The 20636-nt window shown below is 65.0% G+C and carries 14 protein-coding genes; 6 read left to right on the top strand and 8 right to left on the bottom strand.

The window, feature by feature from the left end; translation table 11 throughout:
- Positions 1–2: 2 nt before the first annotated feature.
- The 5 genes from AC56KL_RS07495 to AC56KL_RS07475 form a co-directional block, all read right to left on the bottom strand.
- A complete protein-coding gene (locus AC56KL_RS07495; protein WP_497179539.1) occupies positions 3–1586 on the bottom strand; it encodes a type II and III secretion system protein family protein in 1584 nt (527 codons plus the stop codon).
- A gap of 25 nt (positions 1587–1611) precedes the next feature.
- Positions 1612–2478, bottom strand: a complete 867-nt coding sequence (gene cpaB, locus AC56KL_RS07490) for a Flp pilus assembly protein CpaB (protein ID WP_497179538.1) — start codon at positions 2476–2478, stop codon at positions 1612–1614.
- Complete coding sequence (locus tag AC56KL_RS07485) at positions 2475–3869, bottom strand: ATP-binding protein (RefSeq protein WP_497179537.1); 1395 nt, start codon at positions 3867–3869, stop codon at positions 2475–2477. The genes cpaB and AC56KL_RS07485 overlap by 4 nt, the downstream gene beginning before the upstream one ends.
- A 112-nt stretch (positions 3870–3981) precedes the next feature.
- Positions 3982–4503 carry an A24 family peptidase gene (locus AC56KL_RS07480; protein ID WP_497179536.1) on the bottom strand — a complete coding sequence of 174 codons (522 nt, stop codon included), beginning with the start codon at positions 4501–4503 and terminating at the stop codon, positions 3982–3984.
- 56 nt (positions 4504–4559) lie between these two features.
- Positions 4560–4766, bottom strand: a complete 207-nt coding sequence (locus AC56KL_RS07475; RefSeq protein WP_497179535.1) for a Flp family type IVb pilin — start codon at positions 4764–4766, stop codon at positions 4560–4562.
- Positions 4767–5133: 367 nt separating this feature from the next.
- Here AC56KL_RS07475 and AC56KL_RS07470 point away from each other — a divergent pair, with 367 nt between their 5' ends.
- Entirely contained in the window at positions 5134–6171 is a 1038-nt protein-coding gene (locus AC56KL_RS07470) for a GGDEF domain-containing protein (protein WP_497179534.1), read from the top strand.
- A gap of 42 nt (positions 6172–6213) precedes the next feature.
- Here the strand turns inward: AC56KL_RS07470 and AC56KL_RS07465 are convergent, their stop codons facing one another.
- A complete protein-coding gene (locus AC56KL_RS07465; RefSeq protein WP_497179533.1) occupies positions 6214–7422 on the bottom strand; it encodes an HD-GYP domain-containing protein in 1209 nt (402 codons plus the stop codon).
- A gap of 120 nt (positions 7423–7542) precedes the next feature.
- Here AC56KL_RS07465 and AC56KL_RS07460 point away from each other — a divergent pair, with 120 nt between their 5' ends.
- From AC56KL_RS07460 to icmF, 3 genes are all read left to right on the top strand, one after another.
- The gene (locus AC56KL_RS07460) at positions 7543–8478 is read left to right on the top strand and encodes a LysR substrate-binding domain-containing protein (RefSeq protein WP_497179532.1); all 936 of its coding nucleotides are present in this window, start codon (positions 7543–7545) and stop codon (positions 8476–8478) included.
- Between the two features lie 194 nt (positions 8479–8672).
- Positions 8673–12230, top strand: coding sequence for an indolepyruvate ferredoxin oxidoreductase family protein (locus AC56KL_RS07455; RefSeq protein ID WP_497179531.1), 3558 nt, complete (start codon positions 8673–8675; stop codon positions 12228–12230).
- Positions 12231–12355: 125 nt separating this feature from the next.
- The gene (icmF, locus tag AC56KL_RS07450) at positions 12356–15643 is read left to right on the top strand and encodes a fused isobutyryl-CoA mutase/GTPase IcmF (RefSeq protein WP_497179530.1); all 3288 of its coding nucleotides are present in this window, start codon (positions 12356–12358) and stop codon (positions 15641–15643) included.
- Positions 15644–15801: 158 nt separating this feature from the next.
- On the opposite strand, the gene AC56KL_RS07445 is transcribed toward icmF, so the two are convergent.
- Both AC56KL_RS07445 and AC56KL_RS07440 read right to left on the bottom strand, forming a co-directional pair.
- A complete protein-coding gene (locus tag AC56KL_RS07445; protein ID WP_497179529.1) occupies positions 15802–16902 on the bottom strand; it encodes a WD40/YVTN/BNR-like repeat-containing protein in 1101 nt (366 codons plus the stop codon).
- Positions 16903–16904: 2 nt separating this feature from the next.
- Positions 16905–17174 carry a MoaD/ThiS family protein gene (locus AC56KL_RS07440; protein ID WP_497179528.1) on the bottom strand — a complete coding sequence of 90 codons (270 nt, stop codon included), beginning with the start codon at positions 17172–17174 and terminating at the stop codon, positions 16905–16907.
- 133 nt (positions 17175–17307) lie between these two features.
- Here AC56KL_RS07440 and AC56KL_RS07435 point away from each other — a divergent pair, with 133 nt between their 5' ends.
- Both AC56KL_RS07435 and prsT read left to right on the top strand, forming a co-directional pair.
- Complete coding sequence (locus AC56KL_RS07435; RefSeq protein ID WP_497179527.1) at positions 17308–17610, top strand: hypothetical protein; 303 nt, start codon at positions 17308–17310, stop codon at positions 17608–17610.
- Between the two features lie 222 nt (positions 17611–17832).
- Positions 17833–20613, top strand: a complete 2781-nt coding sequence (gene prsT, locus AC56KL_RS07430) for an XrtA/PEP-CTERM system TPR-repeat protein PrsT (protein ID WP_497179526.1) — start codon at positions 17833–17835, stop codon at positions 20611–20613.
- Positions 20614–20636 lie beyond the last annotated feature (23 nt).

Below are 20636 nucleotides of genomic sequence, written 5' to 3'. Positions count from 1 at the left end.
TCCTATTTGAGTTCGAAGCCGCCGGCGGTCTGCGCGGCGGGCGGCGCAACCTGCGGCGTGGACAGGGTGCCGGTGCTTGCGGCCGGCGCCACTCCCTCGAGCTGGCCGCCGAGCAGCACCTGCGCGCGCGTCGGGATACCTACCTTGTCGGTCGGCAGCGCGTAGCCGCCTCCCGGGATCGGCTTCACCAGGCGGGCGGTGATCACGAATACCAGTTCGGTACGGTCCTGCTGAAAATCGGTACTGCGGAACAGCGCGCCCAGGACGGGCACTTCGCCCAGCACCGGCAAGCCTTCCAGGTTGGCCACCAGGTTGTTCTTGACCAGGCCGCCGATGGCGAAGCTCTGGCCGTCGTACAGCTGCACGGTGGTGCTGGCGCGGCGCGTGGTCACCACCGGCAGGATCGCCGTGCCCGAGATGCCGACGGCCGACACCCCTACGCCTTCGCGCGACAGCTCCGACACTTCCGGCGCCACCCTCAGGTTGATGCGCCCGCCGGCCAGCACGGTCGGGGTGAAGCGCAGGCCGACCCCGAACTCCTTCTCCTCGAGCGTGATCTTCTTGTCGTCCTGCGCGACCGGGATGAAGAACTTGCCGCCGGCGAGGAAGGTGCCTTCCTGGCCACTGATCGCCAGCACGTTCGGCTCGGCCAGTACACGCACCAGGCTGTCCTGCTTGTTCGCGTCGCCCACCAGCCGGCCGCCCCTGGTCTGCAGGGTCTCGTCGCCCGGAAGCACGCGGCCGCTCAGGAAGTTCGACACCAGGGTGGTGGTCCAGCTGCCGCCGCCGAAGCTGAAGCGGGTCTTGGCTTCGAGCCGCTCGAGCAGGGTCTTCGATACCTCGGCGATCTTCACTTCCAGCTGCACCTGCTGCGGCGCGCTGACGTTGAGCAGATTGATCACGCGCGTGCTGGCCGGGGCATTGCCGCCGCCGGCCTGGTTGCCGGTGGCAAGCACGCCGCCCTTGTCCTGGTCCGCGGCGGCCGACAGCTGGCGCAGCGGGCGCTGCACGTAGGCGCTGGCCAACTCCATCGCGCGGGCAATCGCCCCCGTGTCGCTGACGGTGCCGCTCAGCACCAGCGAATCGGCTGCCGCGGACACCCGGATGTCCTTCTCGTCGGGCATGAGGGTGGCCAGGGTCGCCTGCAATGCGGCCGGGTCCATGGCGACCAGGATGTCGATCACGCTGCACAAGCCGCTTTTCCCCTGCACGATCATGTTGGTGCTGCCCACGTCGACGCCGGCGATGTAGAGCGTATCCGGCGCGACGAGCATGGCCTGCACGATGGCGGGGTTGCCGACGCTTCGGTGGGCCACCCTCTCCGGCAGGCGCAGCATGGTCGACTTGCCCATGTTGAGCGTCATGGTGACGGGCTTGGCGGCCTCGCCGCTGCAGCCGGCGGCCGGCTGGGAGCGCAATACCGGCGCCCTGGCGGAGCCAGGGGCGGAGATGGGAGCAAATCCGGCGGCGGCCGGCTTGGCGGCCGCGCCAGCCATCGGCGCGGCAGCGGGGGCCGAGTGGGCGGGCACGGCGGTGGCGAGCGCCAGGCCGGCGGCGAGCGGTGCAAGATTCAGGCATCTGTTCATGGCATCCATCCCGGATCGGTAAAGGTCAGAAACATTCCTGGGAAGCGTTCAGGCCGTTGATGACCTTGACGCAGTCGCGCTGCGGGGCCGGGGCCAGGCGCGGCGCCGGGGGCCGCGGACGCGGCGCGGGCGCCTGCAGCGCCACCGGCTTGAGCGGCGACGAGGCCGGCGCCGGCAGCAGGTTCTGCTTGGTGGCGCCCGCGGTCTGCGCCGCGGCCGGGTCGACCTGGTTGCGCAGCACCAGCGACAGCGTGCCGACGCTGCGCGCCAGGTCGAGCATCTCGGCCTGTTCCGGCGTGACCTCGAGCGTGACGGCATTGACCACCTTCGGCCTGGTCTCGTCGCGGTTGACTTCCTGCGCCACTGCCAGCACCAGGATCCGTTCCAGCACGATCTTGGAAATACTCTGCTCGCGCGGGGCGGCCGCCTGCGCCTGGGCGCCCGGCTGCGCCTCGGTCTCGGTACTGACGATGATGTCCACGTAGTTGCCCGGCAGGGCGAAGCCGGCCACGCCGATCACGTCGTTGACGCGTACCGTGATGGCGCGCTTGCCCTCGGTAATCAGGGCCGACAGGCCGCCCAGGGTCCCTGCCGGCGCCAGCTTGGCTTCGCTCACCGGGTCGCCCGACAGGATGCTGGTCTTGAGCACCCGGCCGCTCAGTTTCTGCGGTTCATCAAACGCGCCTTTCGGCACGCTGTGGGCCGGCCATTCGACCAGCTTGAGCATCTCGGGCGTCAGGCGCTGTCCGAGGTTGATGTCGGCCGCCGCCACCACGATGCGGCTGGCGCTTGCCGCCGGCTGCGTCAGGAGCCAGCGCGAAGCCATCACGACGGCGGCAAGGCCGAACAGGATCGCGAGCGCCATCACGATCACGGCACGCTTGTTTTTCATCGCATTTCTCCCAGGTTGCTTGATTCCGGCGCTGCCCTGGCGCCGAACAGGCTGCTCCAGGCCTGGGCCACGCTGTCCGCGTCGAAGCGCGGTGCGCGGCCTGCATAGCCGGCGAAGTCGGTGATCCGCCCGACCAGCTCATGCGGCCAGGCGGCCAGCAGCGGGCGCCGGCTGCGGCGGTGCAGTTCGTTAACCAGGTAGTCGATCGCCGCTTCGTCGGGACCGATGCCGCGCAGCTGGCATTGGCGGCGCACCGAGGCGCGGTAAGCCGTTTCGGACAGGGGGCCGAGCGCGATCCGGTAGCCGATGCGGCGCAGGCAGGATTCGTCCAGCACCGACTCGGGCGCAAGACTGGTCGCCACCACCAGGGTCACGTCGAAGGGCAGCGCGTGGGTGGCGCCGGCGGGCACCGCGACCTGGTCCACGCCGCTGTCGAGCGCACCGAGCCAGCGGTGCAGCACTTCACCGGCCGGCACGCGCTGGCGGCCGAGATCGTCGAGCACCAGCAAGCCATTGTTGGCCTGCAGGTGGGGCGGCGCACGCAGGACACCGCTGGCGGCGTCGGTGCGCAGCTCCAGCATGTCGCGTCCCAGTTCGGCGCCGATGTGCACCAGCGGCCGCTGGCACAGCGCCCAGCGCGCATCGCAGCTACGCCGTTCTTCCATGGCACGCTGCTGCAGGGGGGCCGGATGCAGGCCCGGGTCGACCACCTGCACGATCTCGTGGCTGACCAGTACCGCATAGGGAATCGCGACCGGTTCCTGGTGCAGGCGCGCGAGCCGGCGCGCCAGCGTCGTCTTGCCGCTGCCGGAGGGGCCGTACAGCATCAACGGCCGGTTCGCGTACAGCGCCGCGCCGATCAGTTCGCGCACTTCCGGATCGAGGCCGTCTTCCACCAGCGCTGCCTGCAGCTCGGCCGGCGTAATACGGGCGGCATCGGGCTGGCGCAGCGACTGGCCTGCGACCACGGCGCGGTAGGCTTCGAGGGTCACGGGGGCCGGGCCGAGGTAGCGCGATTCGGCCAGGCATTCGGTGGCGGCGCGCAGGCCGAAGGCGGTAAGCTGGTAATGCACGTCGATGTCGGAGTCGCCGCACCAGGCTACCTCGGCCAGCTGCTCGGCGACCAATCCCTGCAGCACTTCGCGCACCACGCTGATAGACAGGCGCAGGCGGCCGGTGAGCACGGACAGCGGGGTCTTGCCGCTGGCGTGCAAGGTCTTGATGACGAGGCCGGTGAGGAAGCGCGGCTCGAGACCGGTGTCGCGCACGGTCCGCGGCTGGCGCGGCAGGATGGGCGCCGGTTCCGCCCCGAATGCGCCCTCCAACCCGCCGCCTGGCGCCCGCCCCCCATCGAGGACGGCTGTTGGCGAGGACGCCGATAACACTTCCATAGGGAAACCTCCTGCTGGGTGCGGATATTTCTTACATTTGTTAAATTGATTCTAGCCATCGCCCCTTCCCCCCCATTTGAGTTCCAGCAAGGAAGGGGGATCAACAGGAAAGTCAAGCGTGGCGGCTCATCAGAACGTAGATCGTGCCTGCCGCAATCGCCACGCCATAGGGAATCGTGCCGCTGGTTTCACGCATGGCGTGCGGCACGGCGGGTAGTCGCAGCAGGGCCGGCCGCAGGATGCTCCAGATGTTGGTCAACGCCTGGCGCAGCCGGCCGCGGCAGATGATGAGGACCACGGCCATGAGGCCGCCAGCGCACCAGGCGAGCACCGCGATGTTCAGAGCCTCCATGGGCCCGGTGAAGGCGCCGATGGTGGCCATCATCTTGACGTCTCCGGCGGCCATGCCCCGCACCAGGTAGAAGGGCAGGAATATCAACAGCCCCGTGACGGCGCCGCCGGCACAGGCAAGCAGGGCGCTGCCGGGGTCGGGCGAGACCGCATGCAAGACGAGGGCCACTACGAGACCGGACAGCAGCAGGAGATTCGGGATGCGCCGGCTGGCCAGGTCATTGACCGCGGCGGCGGCTACCAGCAGCAACAGCGCTGTGTCGAGATAGGGAGCGACAACCATGATCCTCTCCAAAAAAAAAGCCCCCCAGGGCTCGTGGCACCGGGGGGCGTCAGCGATCAGGTGCTAGCGCCGCCGCCGGAGGCGGCCGGAACCACGATCGCGTCCTTGACAGCATTGAAGGCCGCGGAGATTTTCCCGCCCAGCAAAGTGGCCGCCGATGCCATCGCGATACCCACCAGCGCAGCAATCAGTGCATATTCGATCGCGGTAACACCGTCTTCGTCGGCAATGAACGTTTTGATGGCGGAGGTAATGGTGCTCATGACAAACTCCTTATGGTAGTTGAGGAACTTAAGACTGATTTACTGACAGACGGGGCCCCGTCTTTTGCTGCTTCGACTGCGTCTGTCAGTGAGTTCACTGTACCGAACAGTTCCATGCGGCAAGTTGATGTGAGGCAAGCTTGCCGTGTGGAAACCATTTATAGGGTGAGCACTTGCGTCGGCACAGGAAATCAAGTCGATCGATTATTGCTCCCGCATCAAAACGATAAATATTGTTAAGAATAGTTGCCTGCTATACAAAAACGCATTATGCTGTTCCGCTTGCTCGCCAGAAAAAGCAGCCTCCCGTGATGCCGACCGGCCGTGCTTTTGCTTGACTCAGTTTCTTTCAGTTTCTGTGAACGACATGGATTCCTTGCTGCGACACATGGTGGACATGACTGGCCACCGCGATCACACGATGCTCGACATCTCCGTGATCTCGGCGGTACAGGAACTGGCGGGCGCGGCCCAGACCCGCGTACTGACGATCGCCACGGTATGCGGCCAGAGATTCGTGCGGGCGCGCGCCTGCATCCGCGCCGGCGGCGTTGCCTGCCCGGACGAGTCGCACGACAGCGGTAGCCCGGGTGAGCCGATCACGGCCTATCCCGAACTGGCGCACTGCATCGAGCACCACGATTCGCGCGCGGAAGGCGTGGAAGCCGGCGGCCTGCGCCGCCTGTGGCTGCCGATCTGGTTCGGCGACAAGGCCGACACCTGCCTCGAAATCACGCACGAACACGGCTTTACCAGCGAATCGATCCACATGATCAGCGGGATCGTCAGCGTGTACCGCAACTTCCAGAACCTGCTCGACTATAGCGAGCGCGATTCGCTGACCGGGCTCCTGAACCGCAAGACCTTCGACGACCAGCTGGCGCGCATGCTGCATGCGAGCGACGCCGAGCTGCTGCTGCCGGGCCAGCCAGAGCGGCGCCACCACGTGGCCGAGGAAAAGCAGTGGCTGGCGGTGGTCGACGTCGACCATTTCAAGGGCGTGAACGACCGCTTTGGCCACCTGTACGGCGACGAAGTCCTGATCCTGATCGCCAACCTGCTGCAATCCTCGTTCCGTTCGCAGGACCGGGTGTTCCGCTTCGGCGGGGAAGAGTTCGTCGTGCTGCTGCGCTCGACCACGCTGGACAACGCCCGCAAGATCATCGACCGCTTCCGCACCAACGTCGAGTCGCACGTGTTTCCGCAGGTGGGGCAGGTTACGGTAAGCGTCGGCTTCACCAGCATCCGTGCCGCCGATTCCCCGGTGGTGACGCTGGGCCACGCCGACCAGGCGCTGTACTACGCCAAGGCGAACGGCCGCAACCGTGCCTGCCATTACGAGGAACTGGTCGCCAGCGGCCTGCTGCAGACCATCGCCACCAACGATACCGCCGAATTCTTTTGAGGTGCGCCGCATCCGCACAGCGGCCGGTAGCCCCTGGACGATCTAGGCGATGTTCAGGAACTGCAGCGGATTGACGTTCCACTTCTCGGGCGATTCGTGGCGCACGATCTTGTCGCCGCCGCCGAAGCCGAAGGGCTTGGACAGGTCGAGGGTCAGGGGCTTGATGTAGGTTTCGTTCTTGGTGCTGAAGAACACGTTGACCTTTGGCGTGAGCAGGCTGGTCTCGTGCGGCTCGATCACCACGCCCAGGCGCCCGGATTCGAGCAGCACCAGGGTGCCCACCGGATAGATGCCGACGCAACGCATGAATTCCTGCGCCAGCGTCGGATTGAAGTGAAATTTGCTCCACTCGTAGATCTTGCGCAGCGCTTCGGCCGCCGGCATGCCCTTGTGGTAGCAGCGGTCCGAGGTGATGGCGTCGTAGACGTCGACGATCGCCGCCATCTGCGCCAGTTCGCTGATGCCGCCCTCGTCCTGCCTGTCCGGATAGCCGCTGCCGTCGCGCCGTTCATGGTGGTGCAGCGTGATGTCGAGCGGGATCCGGCCGATCTCCGGGGTCTTGAGCAGGATGTCGTAGCCGTCGCGCGGATGGCGCTTGATGATGTCGAATTCCTCGTCGGTCAGCCGGCCCTGCTTGTTCAGGATGGCGTCCGGCACCAGCGCTTTGCCGGTGTCGTGCAGCAGGCCGCCGAGGCCGGCCTGGTAGATCGTGTCCTCGTCCATCTTGCGAGAACGGCAGAACGCCACCAGCAGCGCGCACACGCTGACCGAATGCAGGAAGGTATAGTCGTCCTTGTTCTTGATGCGCAGCAGGCCCAGCAGCGCCCCGGAATTACGCAGGATCGATTCGGTCACGCTCACGACCACCGGCCCGACCTTGTCCATTTCAACGGCCTTGCCGAGGCGGGCATCGGCCATCACGGTGCGCACCAGGCCCGCGGCCTGCTTGCGTATACTGGCGGCGCGGGCCAGTTCCTCGCCCAGCGAGACGCGCGTGACCACGACCGGCTTGGCGGCGATCGCCGTTACTTCGGCATCGATTACTGCTTCGGCCTGCGCCAGGGTAGGCGCGTCGTCCACGTCCATCCCCTTGCTGCAATCGATGACGACGCCGCGGATCTTCGCCGTGCGGATCTTGTAGATCTCGGCGTCGGTGGTCAGCAGGAAGCGGTTGCGCACGAAAGGGTGGTCCATCCAGCCGCAGTCGAGGTCGTGGATGAACATCCCGACCTTCAGCTGTGAGGCATCCACCTTTTTCAGCATATCTCTACTCTGCTCTGTAATAATGTCGGCGCCCGTCGGCCAATGTGCAGTATAACAATTTTGTTAAACGTCGTTATCATTTGTTGCTTTGCGGACACACCCCAAAAGATGGAATTTCGTCAACTCCGGTATTTTGTCGCTATCGTCGACCACGGTTCGCTGTCGCGCGCCGCGCTCGTGCTGCACGTGGCGCAGCCGGCACTGACACAACAGTTGCGCCAGCTCGAGCAGGAACTCGGCGCGCAGCTGCTGCACCGCTCGGCACATGGCGTGGTCAGCACCGATGCTGGCAAGATCTTCTATGAGCACGCGCAGGCGATCCTGAAGCAGGTAGCGGATGCGCGTTCGGCAGTGGTGCAGTCCACCACCCGGCCATCGGGCAGCGTCTCGCTCGGCCTGCCGCACAGCATCTCGGGCGCGCTGGCGCTGCCGCTCCTCACGGCAACACGGACCAGGTATCCCGAAATCACCCTGCAACTGACGGAGGAAATCTCGGGCAGCCTCACGGAACAGCTCAAGTCGGGCCGCCTGAACCTGGCCGTCCTGTTCGATGAGGTGCCGGCCGGGCATTTCGCCAGTACCCCATTGGTCGAGGAAGACCTGATGTTCATTTGCCGTGCCGACTCGTGCCTTGCGCCGGCGGCGGACAAGCTGACCCTGCGCGAGGCCCTGGCCAGCACGCTGATCCTGCCGGCGCGCCAGCATGGCGTGCGGCCGCTGGTCGAACAGGCGGCATTCGGGGCTGGCCTGGCGCTCGGCCCCATCCTCGAAATCAATTCGCTGGCCATCCTCCGTTCGGCCCTGCTGGCCGACCTGGGCGCCACCCTGTTGCCGGTGGCGCCGCTGCTGGCCGACATCGAACGCGGCGCCATCGCCGCCTGGCCGGTGGGCGAACCGGCAGTGACGCGCCACGTGACCTTGTGCGCCTCGCGAAACATCCCGCTGACGAACGCGGCCGCCGCCATCGGCAAGCTGGTGCGTGAAGTGACCGAAGTCCTGTGCGCGCGCGGCGCCTGGCCGGGTGCGAGGCTGATCGGGCCTTGAGCGCATAACGGTCATCAGATTTTCTTATACCCCCATCCGCATTCCCTATTGGCCCTTGCAGGGCTAAATCCCTACACTCCACGCGGAATTACAGTGCTGCGGCACCCCTGTCGCTACCGCGACCCGTTCTCCCGCCCCGCCTATCCGGCAGCCAGCGACGAACACCTGCACCGAACCACGATTTGGAGACACCCATGCCTGATACCGTCACGCCACAAGCGGCGACGCCGGACCATTCGTCCCGTTTGACCACCGTTACCCTCGACGACAAATACACTGCCAAGTCCGGCAACATCTTCCTGTCCGGTATCCAGGCCCTGGTGCGCCTGCCGATGATGCAGCGCGAGCGCGACGCCGCCGCCGGCCTGAACACGGCTGGCTTCGTGTCCGGCTACCGCGGCTCGCCGCTCGGCGGCCTCGACGAGACCCTGTGGAAGGCGAAAAAGCACCTGGAGGCGAACCACGTGCAGTTCGTGCCGGGCGTGAACGAAGACCTGGCCGCCACCGCTGTCTGGGGCACCCAGACCGTGGACCTGATCGGCCCCGCCAGGTATGACGGCGTATTCGCCATGTGGTACGGAAAGGGCCCGGGCGTGGACCGCTGCGGCGACGTATTCAAGCACATGAACCATGCCGGCACGGCGAAGAACGGCGGCGTGCTGCTGGTGGCCGGCGACGACCACGGCGCCTACTCCTCGACCCTGCCGCACCAGTCCGACCACATCTTCTCGGCCTGCATGATCCCGGTGCTCTACCCCTGCAACGTGCAGGAATACCTGGACCTGGGCGTGCACGGCTGGGCCATGTCGCGCTACTCGGGCTGCGCAGTGGCCTTCAAGGCGCTGGCCGATACGGTCGAATCGAGCGCCTCGGTCGACGCCAACCCCTTCCGCGTCGAAGTGAAGTATCCGAAGGACTTCGCGATGCCGGAAGGCGGGCTGAATACGAAGCTGTCTTCGGTACCGCTGGGCCAGCAGGCGCGTGCGCAGGAAGCGCTGATGCAGGACTATAAAATCTACGCGGCCCTGGCCTACGCTAGAGAAAACAAGCTCAATCACACCACCATCGACAGCCCGGACGCGAAGCTGGGCATCATCGCCTCGGGTAAATCCTACCTGGACGTGCTGGAAGCCCTGGAAGAGCTGGGCATCGACGAAGCCATGGCCGCCAAGGTCGGCCTGCGCCTGTACAAGGTCGCGATGATCTGGCCACTGGAACCGGACGGCGTGCGCGAATTCGCGCAGGGCCTGGAGGAGATCCTGGTGGTCGAAGAGAAGCGCCAGGTGGTCGAGTACCAGCTTAAGGAACAGCTGTACAACTGGCGCGACGACGTGCGGCCGCACATCGTCGGCAAGTTCGACGACAAGGGCGAGTGGGTCGCGCCGCGCGGCGATTGGCTGCTGCCGCCGAAGGCCGACTTCTCGGTGGCGCAGGTCGCGCGCGTGATCGCCGGCCGCATCGCGCGCCTCGTCACCGACGAGGCGACGCGTGACCTGATCAAGGCGCGCCTGACCTTCCTGGAAGCCAAGGACGCCGTCCTGCAAAAGGCGATCACCACGCCGTTCCGCCCAGCGTTTTACTGCTCCGGCTGCCCGCACAACACCTCGACCAAGGTGCCGGACGGTTCCTTCGCGCTGGCCGGCATCGGCTGCCACGTGATGGCGACCTCGATCTACCCGGAGATGAACAAGCTCACCACCCACATGGGCGGCGAAGGCACGCCCTGGATCGGCCAGGCCGCGTTCTCGCAGGTGCCGCACGTGTTCCAGAACCTGGGCGACGGCACCTACTTCCACTCGGGCTACCTGGCGATCCGCGCGGCGGTGGCGGCCAAGGTGAACATCACCTACAAGATCCTGTACAACGACGCAGTGGCGATGACCGGCGGCCAGCCGGTGGACGGCCAGACCTCGGTACCGATGATCGCCCAGCAGATGGCGGCCGAAGGCGTCAAGCGCATCGCGCTGGTCACCGAAGACCTGTCGCGCTACGCGGACCGCTCCAAGCTGCCGGCCATGGTCACCCTGCACGAACGCAAGCACATGGACGACGTCCAGCGCGAGCTGCGCGAACTGCCGGGCGTCACGGTCATCATCTACGACCAGACCTGCGCCGCGGAGAAGCGTCGCCGTCGAAAGAAAGGCGAGTTCCCCGACCCGAACCAGCGCATGGTGATCAACGAAGCCGTGTGCGAAGGCTGCGGCGACTGCGGCATCCAGTCGAACTGCGTCTCGATCCTGCCGAAGGAAACGGAATTCGGGCGCAAGCGCCAGATCGACCAGTCCTCGTGCAACAAGGATTATTCCTGCGCCAAGGGCTTCTGCCCGAGCTTCGTCACCGTCGAAGGCGGCACGCTCAAGAAGAGCAAGACGGGCGTGTCGAAGGCAGGCGCGATTGACGCCTGGGGCGCGCTGCCGGAGCCGACGCTGCCGAGCGTCGAGCACCCGTACAACATCCTGATCAACGGCATTGGCGGCACCGGCGTCATCACGGTCGGCGCGCTGATGGGCATGGCCGCCCACCTCGAAGGCAAGGGCGCCTCGGTGCTGGACATGACCGGCATGAGCCAGAAGAACGGCTCCGTCACCTCGCACGTGAAGATCGCCGCGACCCCGGACCGCCTGCGCGCCCAGCGCATCGCCACCGGCGAAGCGGACCTGATCCTGGGCTGCGACATCCTGACTACCGGCGCCGCCGATGCGGTCTCGAAGATGCGCCCGGGCCGCACGCTCGCCATCGTCAACCTGCACGAGCAGCCGACCGGCACGTTTGCGCAGCAGCGCGACTGGGAATTCCCCTCTGGCGACGTGCGCTCCCTGATCCTGGAAGCCGTGGGCGGCGAAGCGGGAGTCGACTTCGTCGACGCCACCAGGCTGGCCACCGCGCTGATGGGCGACTCGATCGCGACCAACCTGTTCCTGATGGGTTACGCCTGGCAGAAGGGCCGCATCCCGCTGTCGGAAGCCGCCCTGCTGCGCGCCATCGAGCTGAACGGCGTGGCCGTGGCCTCGAACAAGATGAGTTTCCTGTGGGGCCGCCGCGCCGCGGTGGATTCCCAGCGCGTGGAAAAGCAGGCGATTCCCTCGCAGACGGTCGTGATCCAGATGCCGCAAAGCCTGGACAGCGTGATCAGGAAGCGCGTCGAACACCTGACCGGTTACCAGGACGCTGCGTATGCGGCCGTGTATGAAGACCTCGTGAAGCGCGTGCGCGAGACCGAGGCTGGTCGTGGCCTGGGCAACAAGCTGTCGATGGCCGTGGCGAAGAACTACGCCAAGCTGATGGCCTGCAAGGATGAGTACGAAGTGGCGCGCCTGTACACCGACGGCCGCTTCGTCGAGCAGCTCAAGACCCAGTTCGAAGGCGACTTCGCCCTGAAATTCAACCTGGCCCCGCCACTGTTCGCCAAGAAGGATGCCAAGGGCCACATGGTCAAGGCGCAGTACGGCTCCTGGATGTTCGGCGCCTTCAAGCTGCTGGCGAAGATGAAAGGCCTGCGCGGCGGCGCCTTCGACATCTTCGGCAAGACCGCGGAGCGCAAGATGGAACGTGACTTGATTGGCGAGTACCGCGAGATGGTGGAAGCGCTGCTCGCCAGGCTGGATGCGGCGAACCATGCCGATGCGGTCGAACTGGCTTCGCTGCCGGAACAGATCCGCGGCTTCGGCCACGTGAAGGAAAAAGCAGTGGCTGAGTTCCATGTCCGCAAGGCGGAGCTGCTTTCAGGCAACGTCAAGCGGCGCGCTGCGTAATCGTAGCGTGGGCGGGAGATCCGCCCACGCTCCGAACCCCATCGTGCCCGGCTTGACGTTAACGTTAACGTCATATACCGTACCGAGATACCCCTGTCCTCCCGAACTCCCAAGGACCCAATCCAATGAACGACATCACCCCCGCCGCGAAACTCGACCTGCCGGAGCAGCCGAAGCTGGCCAACAAGGTGCGCTTCGTCACCGCCGCCTCGCTGTTCGACGGCCATGACGCCTCGATCAACATCATGCGCCGTATCCTGCAGTCGAACGGCGCCGAAGTGATCCACTTGGGCCACAACCGCTCGGTCGACGAAGTCGTCACCGCGGCGCTCAGCGAGGACGTGCAGGGCATCGCCATCTCCAGCTACCAGGGCGGCCACGTCGAATACTTCAAATACATGATCGACCTGCTGCGCCAGCGCGGCGGCGCCCACATCAAGGTGTTCGGCGGCGGCGGCGGCGTGATCGTCCCGAGCGAGATCGAAGAACTGCACGCCTACGGCGTCACCCGCATCTTCAGCCCGGAAGACGGCCAGCGCATGGGCCTGGTCGGCATGATCCGCTCGATGCTCGAAACCTGCGACGTCGACCTGTCGTCCTACGCCCCGACCTCGATCGAGGCCTTGAAACAAGGCGACATCGCCGAACGCCACCGCCCGCTGGCCCAGCTGATCACCGCGCTGGAAAACGGCAAGGCCGACGAGCAGCTGCGCAAGCAGATCGTGGAAGCCGCCGACACCGTCAAGGCGCCGGTCCTGGGCATCACCGGCACCGGCGGCGCGGGCAAATCCTCGCTGACCGATGAACTGATCCGCCGCATCCGCCTCGACCAGGGCGACCGCCTCAACATCGCCATCATCTCGATCGACCCGTCGCGCCGCAAGTCGGGCGGCGCCCTGCTGGGCGACCGCATCCGCATGAACGCGATCAATCCCTGGAACAGCCAGGCCCGGGTCTTCATGCGCTCGCTCGCCACCCGCGAAGCCGGCTCCGAGATCTCGCAGGCCCTGCCCGACGTGATCGCGGCCTGCAAAGTCGCCGGCTTCGACCTCGTCATCGTCGAGACCTCGGGCATCGGCCAGGGCGACGCCGCCATCGTGCCGCACGTCGACGCCTCGATGTACGTGATGACCCCGGAATTCGGCGCCGCCTCGCAGCTCGAGAAGATCGACATGCTCGACTTCGCCGACTTCATCGCCATCAACAAGTTCGACCGTAAGGGCGCCAAGGACGCGCTACGCGATGTCGCCAAGCAGTACCAGCGCAACCGCGAACTGTGGAGCAAGCAGCCGGACGAGATGCCGGTGTACGGCACCCAGGCCTCGCGCTTCAACGACGACGGCGTCACGGCGCTGTACCACGGGCTGCTGCCGAAGCTGGCCGAACTGGGCCTGCGGGTCGAGGCGAGCCGCCTGGACGCGCCTTCGCAGAAGTACTCGAGCGGCAAGAACGTGATCGTTCCGCCGGCCCGCGCCCGCTACCTGGCCGAGATCGCCGACACCGTGCGCGGCTACCACCGCAACGTCAAGAAGCAGGTGCAGCTGGCGCGCGAGCGCCAGCAGCTGAGCGCGACCCAGCGCATTCTGGCCGCCGCCAACCGCGAAGTGGTGCTCGACGACCTGATCACCGAGCGTGACAACGCCATGGAGGGCGGCGCCAAGAAGCTGTTGGCCATGTGGCCGGACATGCAGGCCGCCTATGCGGGCGACGACTACGTCGTGAAAATCCGCGACAAGGAGATCCGCACCCGCCTGGTCCAGAAGACCCTGTCGGGCAACCCGATCCGCAAGGTCGCGCTGCCGAGGTTCGAGGACCACGGCGAGATCCTGCGCTTCCTGATGCTGGAAAACGTGCCGGGCTCCTTCCCGTACACGGCCGGTGTGTTCGCGTTCAAGCGCGAGGGCGAAGACCCGACCCGCATGTTCGCGGGCGAAGGCGACGCCTTCCGCACAAACAAACGCTTCAAACTCGTGTCGACCGGCATGGACGCCAAGCGCCTGTCCACTGCCTTCGACTCCGTAACCCTGTACGGCGCCGACCCGGCGCTGCGTCCGGACATCTACGGCAAGGTCGGCAACTCGGGCGTGTCGATCGCGACCCTGGACGACATGAAGGTGCTGTACGACGGCTTCGACCTGTGCAGCCCGAGCACGTCGGTGTCGATGACGATCAACGGCCCGGCCCCGACCATCCTGGCGATGTTCATGAACACCGCCATCGACCAGCAGATCGACAGGTTCGTGGCGGACAACGGCCGCCAGCCGACCGACGACGAGGCCGCCAAGATCAAGGACTGGGTCCTGATGAACGTGCGCGGCACCGTGCAGGCCGACATCCTGAAGGAAGACCAGGGCCAGAACACCTGCATCTTCAGCACCGAGTTCTCGCTGAAGGTGATGGGCGACATCCAGGAATACTTCGTCCATCACCAGGTGCGCAACTTCTACTCGGTGTCGATCTCGGGCTACCACATCGCCGAAGCCGGCGCGAACCCGATCTCGCAGCTGGCGTTTACCCTGTCGAACGGCTTCACCTTTGTCGAAGCCTACCTGGCGCGCGGCATGCACATCGACGATTTCGCGCCGAACCTGTCCTTCTTCTTCTCGAACGGCATGGATCCGGAGTACACGGTGCTGGGCCGCGTGGCGCGCCGCATCTGGGCGGTGGCCATGCGCGACAAGTACGGCGCCAACGAGCGTTCGCAGAAGCTGAAGTACCACATCCAGACGTCGGGCCGCTCGCTGCACGCGCAGGAGATCGACTTCAACGATATCCGCACCACGCTGCAGGCCCTGATCGCGATTTACGACAACTGCAACTCGCTGCATACCAACGCGTATGACGAAGCGATTACCACCCCGACCGACGAATCCGTCCGTCGCGCGCTGGCAATCCAGCTGATCATCAACCGCGAATGGGGCCTGGCGAAGAACGAGAACCCGAACCAGGGTTCTTTCATCATCGACGAGCTCACCGACCTGGTCGAAGAGCAGGTGATGCAGGAGTTCGAGCGCATCGCCGAGCGCGGCGGCGTGCTTGGTGCGATGGAGACCGGCTACCAGCGCGGCAAGATCCAGGAAGAGTCGATGCTGTACGAGCACCAGAAGCACGACGGCACCCTGCCGATCATCGGCGTGAACACCTTCCGCAATCCGAACGGTCTGGGTGCACCGGCAACGATCGAGCTGGCGCGTTCGACCGACGACGAAAAGCAGTCGCAGCTGACCCGCCTGGAAGCCTTCCACGCACGCCATGCCGACAAGGCCCCGGCCGCCCTGGCCGCCCTGCAGCAGGCCGCGATCGACAACGAGAACGTGTTCGCCAGGCTGATGGACGCGGTGTGCGTCTGCTCGCTGGGCCAGATCACGACCGCGCTGTTCGAGGTTGGTGGGCAGTACCGCCGCAATATGTAATTCAGGTAGATGAATCTTGACCGGACTAGCGACAAAGTTCGGTCAAGAACTAGCTCAAGGCCGCAGCCTCGCTTGGAGCGCGGTCCGGATGTCGGAAATTTGCGCGACTGAAGCTTGCCTTACGTCGTGGTGGACCTCGAGCACGATTGGGCGATGCGCTAACCGAAGCTCACCGCATACACCGGCGGCAGCGTGGTGGACAGGGTCTGCCAGCTGTCGCCGCCGTTTTCCGAAATCCATACCCCGCCTGTCGTCGACCCCATCAGGAGGGTATTGCCGTCATTGCTGACCGCCAGTCCATGGCGATAGACCATGTCGTAGCAATGCTCCTGTGGCAGGCCATCGCGCAGCACCTCGAAGCTTTTTCCGCCATCACGCGTGCGAATCACTGCCAGCGCGGCGCCGACCGGGATGCGGCGCTGGTCCGCCTCCAATGGCACGAACCAGGCCGTGTTCCCGTCTTTCGGATGGGCCGCTGCTGCGAAGCCGAAACGCGACAGCGGCGCTGCAGTGATTTCCTGCCAGTACCGCCCACCGTCCATCGAGCGCCACATGCCGTTATGGTGCTGGCACCAGAGGACGGTCGGCTGGTCGATACAGCGCACGATGCGGTGCGGGTCCTGGATTTCTTCGTTCTCGTTCATCTCGGGAGGCATATAGTCGGCACGCATGCCGGTCGAGCTAACGGTCCAGCTCTCGCCGCCGTCCTCGCTGCGCCAGGCGCCGCCGCAGGACACCCCTACCAGCATCAGCTTCGGGTCGCGTGGGTCGACACTGATGCTGTGGATGCCGGGTACGTCGTAGCCGCCTCCGAACCAGTTGGCGCGCTGCGGTACGTCCCACAGCGAGCGTAGCAGCTGCCACGAGTCGCCATGGTCGCTCGAAACGAACAGGCCGCCGGGCAGGGTACCCGCCCACAGCAGGCCGGGCTGGCTGGCATGGCCTGCTTCCAGCGCCCAGATCATCCGGTTGTTCCAGTCAGTTTTGTCTTCGTTCTGTCCTGGCAAAGGCGCCGGCTTTGGCGGGTAGGCGGGCGCAGGCAGCTCGGTCCAGGTTTCGCTACCCGCACGGCGGCGATGCAGCTTGACCCCGAAATGGCCCAGGTTCAGCGCAGCATACACGCTGCCATCGCGCCGGTCCGGCAGCGCCATTGAAACCGGCTCGCCAAGGAAGTGAACCGGACCGAATTCCCAGCCGCCGTTCGCCTTGTGGAGCTCGAACAATCCTTTGCGGGTGGACAGGTAAGCACGCTCGCTCATGTTTAGCCTCCAGAAAGTGCTTGCAGCACATAGACCTGACTGCCCGACTGCAAAGGGTCGTCCAGGCACGCCGTATCGCGGCAGCGCCGGCCATCGATAAAGATTGTTACGTTGGCGCGCAGCCGGCCCTGGTCGTCCAGCACGTATCCACGCAGCAGCGGATTGATGGAAAAGGCAGCGTCTAGTCCGCTACGCAAGTCGTGCGCCGCCGTCTCGACTTGCGGCACAGTCGTAAAGCGTGCCAGTTGCTGGGTGAAGAATAGTCGTGCCATCGTGGCCGCCCTTCGTTTCTTGTACAAGATTCCTATCTATCTTCGCAGGATTGCCTGCACGCTGTCCAATCCCGTGGCTGTCACGGGCGGCGCTGACCTAGAATAGACTCACCGATACCAGCGGAGTCCACGCATGCCGATCAAGCCCGACCAGCTCGCCGCCCTGATGCACGAAGTCGAACAGGAAGACCCGATCGATTTCGCCGACCTGCCCTTCCCTGAAGACGAACTGCGCGCCCTCGTGGCCACGCATTTGTGCGAGATGGCGGCTTCCATGGAAAACTTCAGCACCGAAGACCGTTTGATGACCCTGCTCGCCGTGTCGGCCAAGCTGGTGCTCGAAAACCTGGTCTTGCACGTGCAACTGTTGCGCCGCCATGGCTTGCCGGTCGGCGACAATGTCGACGCCTTGCTCAGCCGCCTGCGCAAACCCTGACAGCCCAGGCCGGCCGCGATCTGCAGCGAACTGCTGCTATTTTTCCTCCAATCAATACTTATCATGCCACCAACGCCGAATAGCAACAGGCACGCGCTATTTGCGCGTACGGATGAGCTCATGGCCTTTTCAGCCGATTCCTTAGTGTATTATTAACACTCGGGAACTTCGCTTGCACCCATACCATTTGTAACGCAAGCGCCTTCATCAAAGGGAATGACAATGCCGGGTACTCTCACCAAGAAACAACTTGCCGTTGCCGTGGTTTCCGGCGCTATCCTGCTGAGTGCAGGCATGGCTGGCTGCAGCCGTACGCAGACTGCAGAGGAACTGATTGCGGAAGCGCAGCAGTACGAGCAAAAAGGCGACCGCAAAGCTGCCTTGATCCAGCTCAAGAATGCGGTTTCGCAAAACCCGGAAAACGCCGAAGCCCGCCTGCGCCTGGGCACCATGCACCTCGAACGCGGCGATATCCCGTCGGCGGACAAGGAATTGCGCAAAGCCGCCAGCCTCGGCGCCGCACCGGACAAGACGCTGCCTCTGATCGCGCGCACCCTGCTCCAGCAAGGCAAGGCCAAAGAACTCCTCGAAGAAATCACGCCGGAGGAAGCCAAGGCATCCCCGCTGCTGCTGGCCCGCCGCGGCGATGCCTACCTCATGCTGGGCGATAAAGACAAGGCCAAGGAAGCCTATGACGCCGCGCTGGCGGTGAACGCCAACGCCGGCGACGCGCTGATCGGCCTCGGTCGCCTGGCAGCAGCAGACAACAACCTGGAAGCAGCCAACCGTTTCATGCTGGATGCCACCACCCGCGACCCCGGCAATACCGAAGCCTGGATGATGGTGGGCCACCTGCAGCGCAGCCAGGGCAAGGTCAAGGAAGCCCTGGCCGCCTATGACAAGGCATTGGCAATCAATCCCGCACACCGCAGCGCCCACGTCGAAAAGGCCTATATCCATATCGGCGCCAACGACCTCGCCGCGGCGAAAGCCGATATCGATGCTGCGAAGAAGCACTGGAGCACCGACCTGAACGTGACCTATGCCCAGGCCCTGCTTTCCTACACGGGTGGCAAGCATGCCGAAGCGAAGGAATCCCTGCAGAAAATCCTGAAAGCCGCGCCCGAGCACATGCCGAGTGTCCTGCTTTCCGGCGCCGTGGAACTGAACCTGGGCAGCAACCAGCAAGCCGAACAGCACCTGCGCAAATACCTGGAGACGCTTCCGAACAATGTCTACGCGCGCAAGCTGCTGGCGCAGGCATTGCTCAAATCCGGTCAGCCTGCCGAGGCAACCGCGGTGCTGGCGCCGGCCCTGAAGAACGGCGACCAGGACGTGCAGCTGCTGGCCCTGACCGGCCAGTCCTACCTGCAGTCGCGCGACTTCGCCAAGGCATCCTCCTACCTCGAGCAGGCCAGTGCGCTGGCGCCGGGTGCGGCGAGCATCCGTACCTCGCTCGGCCTGTCGAAGATGGCACAGGGCGACTGGGACAAGGCGATCGGCGAACTGGAGCGCGCCACGACGCTCGATCCGAAATCGACCGAAGCCGGCCTTGCCCTGGTCCAGGCCGAGCTGCGCCGCGGCCAGCTCGACAAGGCCCTGGCGGCCGCGCTGGCGCTCGAGAAAACCCAACCCGACAATCCCGTCGTGCATCACGTGAAAGGCGGCGTCTACCTGGGCAAGCAGGACATCAAGAACGCCCGCGCCAGCTTCGAGAAAGCGGTCGCGTTGAACCCGACCTTCTTCCCTGCCGTTTCGAACCTGGCGCGCCTCGACATGAGCGAGAAGAACGTGGCAGGGGCGAAGAAGCGATTCGAAGCCATGCTCGCGAAGGACAAGAAGAATATCCAGGCCATGGGCGCGCTGGCGGCCGTCGAGCTGTCGCAGGGACGGGCTGCCGAAGCCACCACTTGGCTGGAAAAAGCCCAGTCCGAGAATCCGCAAGAGGTCGCCCCGGCGCTGGCGCTGGCCGGCCATTACCTTAACGTGAAGCAACCCGAGAAGGCCCTGGGACTGATGCGCAAGACGATCACCGCGCATCCAGCTGATCCGGCCGTGCTGGACACGATGGGCCAGGTCCAGGTGGCCAACAAGGACCTGAACGGCGCCTTCGAGACCTATAGCAAGCTGACCGCGGCGATGCCGAAATCGGCGCCGGCGTTCATGCGCCTGGCTTCCGTGCAGGTATTGATGAAAAACGACAGCGGTGCGGGGGAAAGCCTCAAGCGCGCCTTGTCGATCGACCCCAAGTTCGTCCAGGCACGCATGGGGCAGATCGACCTGGCGACCCGCAGCGGCAAGCATGAAGAAGCGCTCGCGATTGCACGCCAGATACAGGCGGAGAACCCGAAAGCGCCTACCGGCCTGCTGGTAGAAGGAGAACTGCTGCTGGCGCAGAAGAAGACGGCGCCGGCATTGGCAGCGTTCGAAAAAGCGTTCGCGATGTCCAATTCGCCGCAAATCCTGACGAAAATCCACCAGGTGATGGTCCAGAACGGCAAGGCTGCCGAAAGCGAGGCGCGGCTCGTGAAATACCATGCCGCCAATCCCGGCAATGACATGATTGCCATGCTGGTGGCCGATAATTACCTGGCCAAACGCCAGTTCAAGCCAGCCATCGCGGCGCTGCAGGCTGCACTCAAGACCAATCCGTCGAACCCCGCCGCGCTCAACAACCTGGCCTGGGCCTACCAGGAGGAAAACGACGCGCGCGCGCTGCCGATGGCGGAACAGGCCTATAAGCTGGCCGGCAACAATCCGGCGATCATGGATACCCTCGGCTGGATCCTAGTCCAGCGCGGCGACACTGCGCGCGGCATCGAACTGCTGCGCAAGGCAGTCAATGCTGCGCCCAAGTCGTCCGATGTGCGCTTCCACCTGGCGGCCGCGCTTGCCAAAGCCGGTGACAAGGCAGGGGCACGCAAGGAAGCCGAACAGTCCCTTGCGGGAGGACAGCCATTTGCGGCGATGGATGAAGCAAGAGCTTTATTACGACAGCTGTAAAACCGGGCGGCCTTCGTGGCCGC

It is taken from the genome of Telluria sp. ZB4P34 (assembly GCF_059686055.1).
Note: the sequence above shows the minus strand (reverse complement) of the source record. Positions and strands in the feature narration are given on the sequence as shown.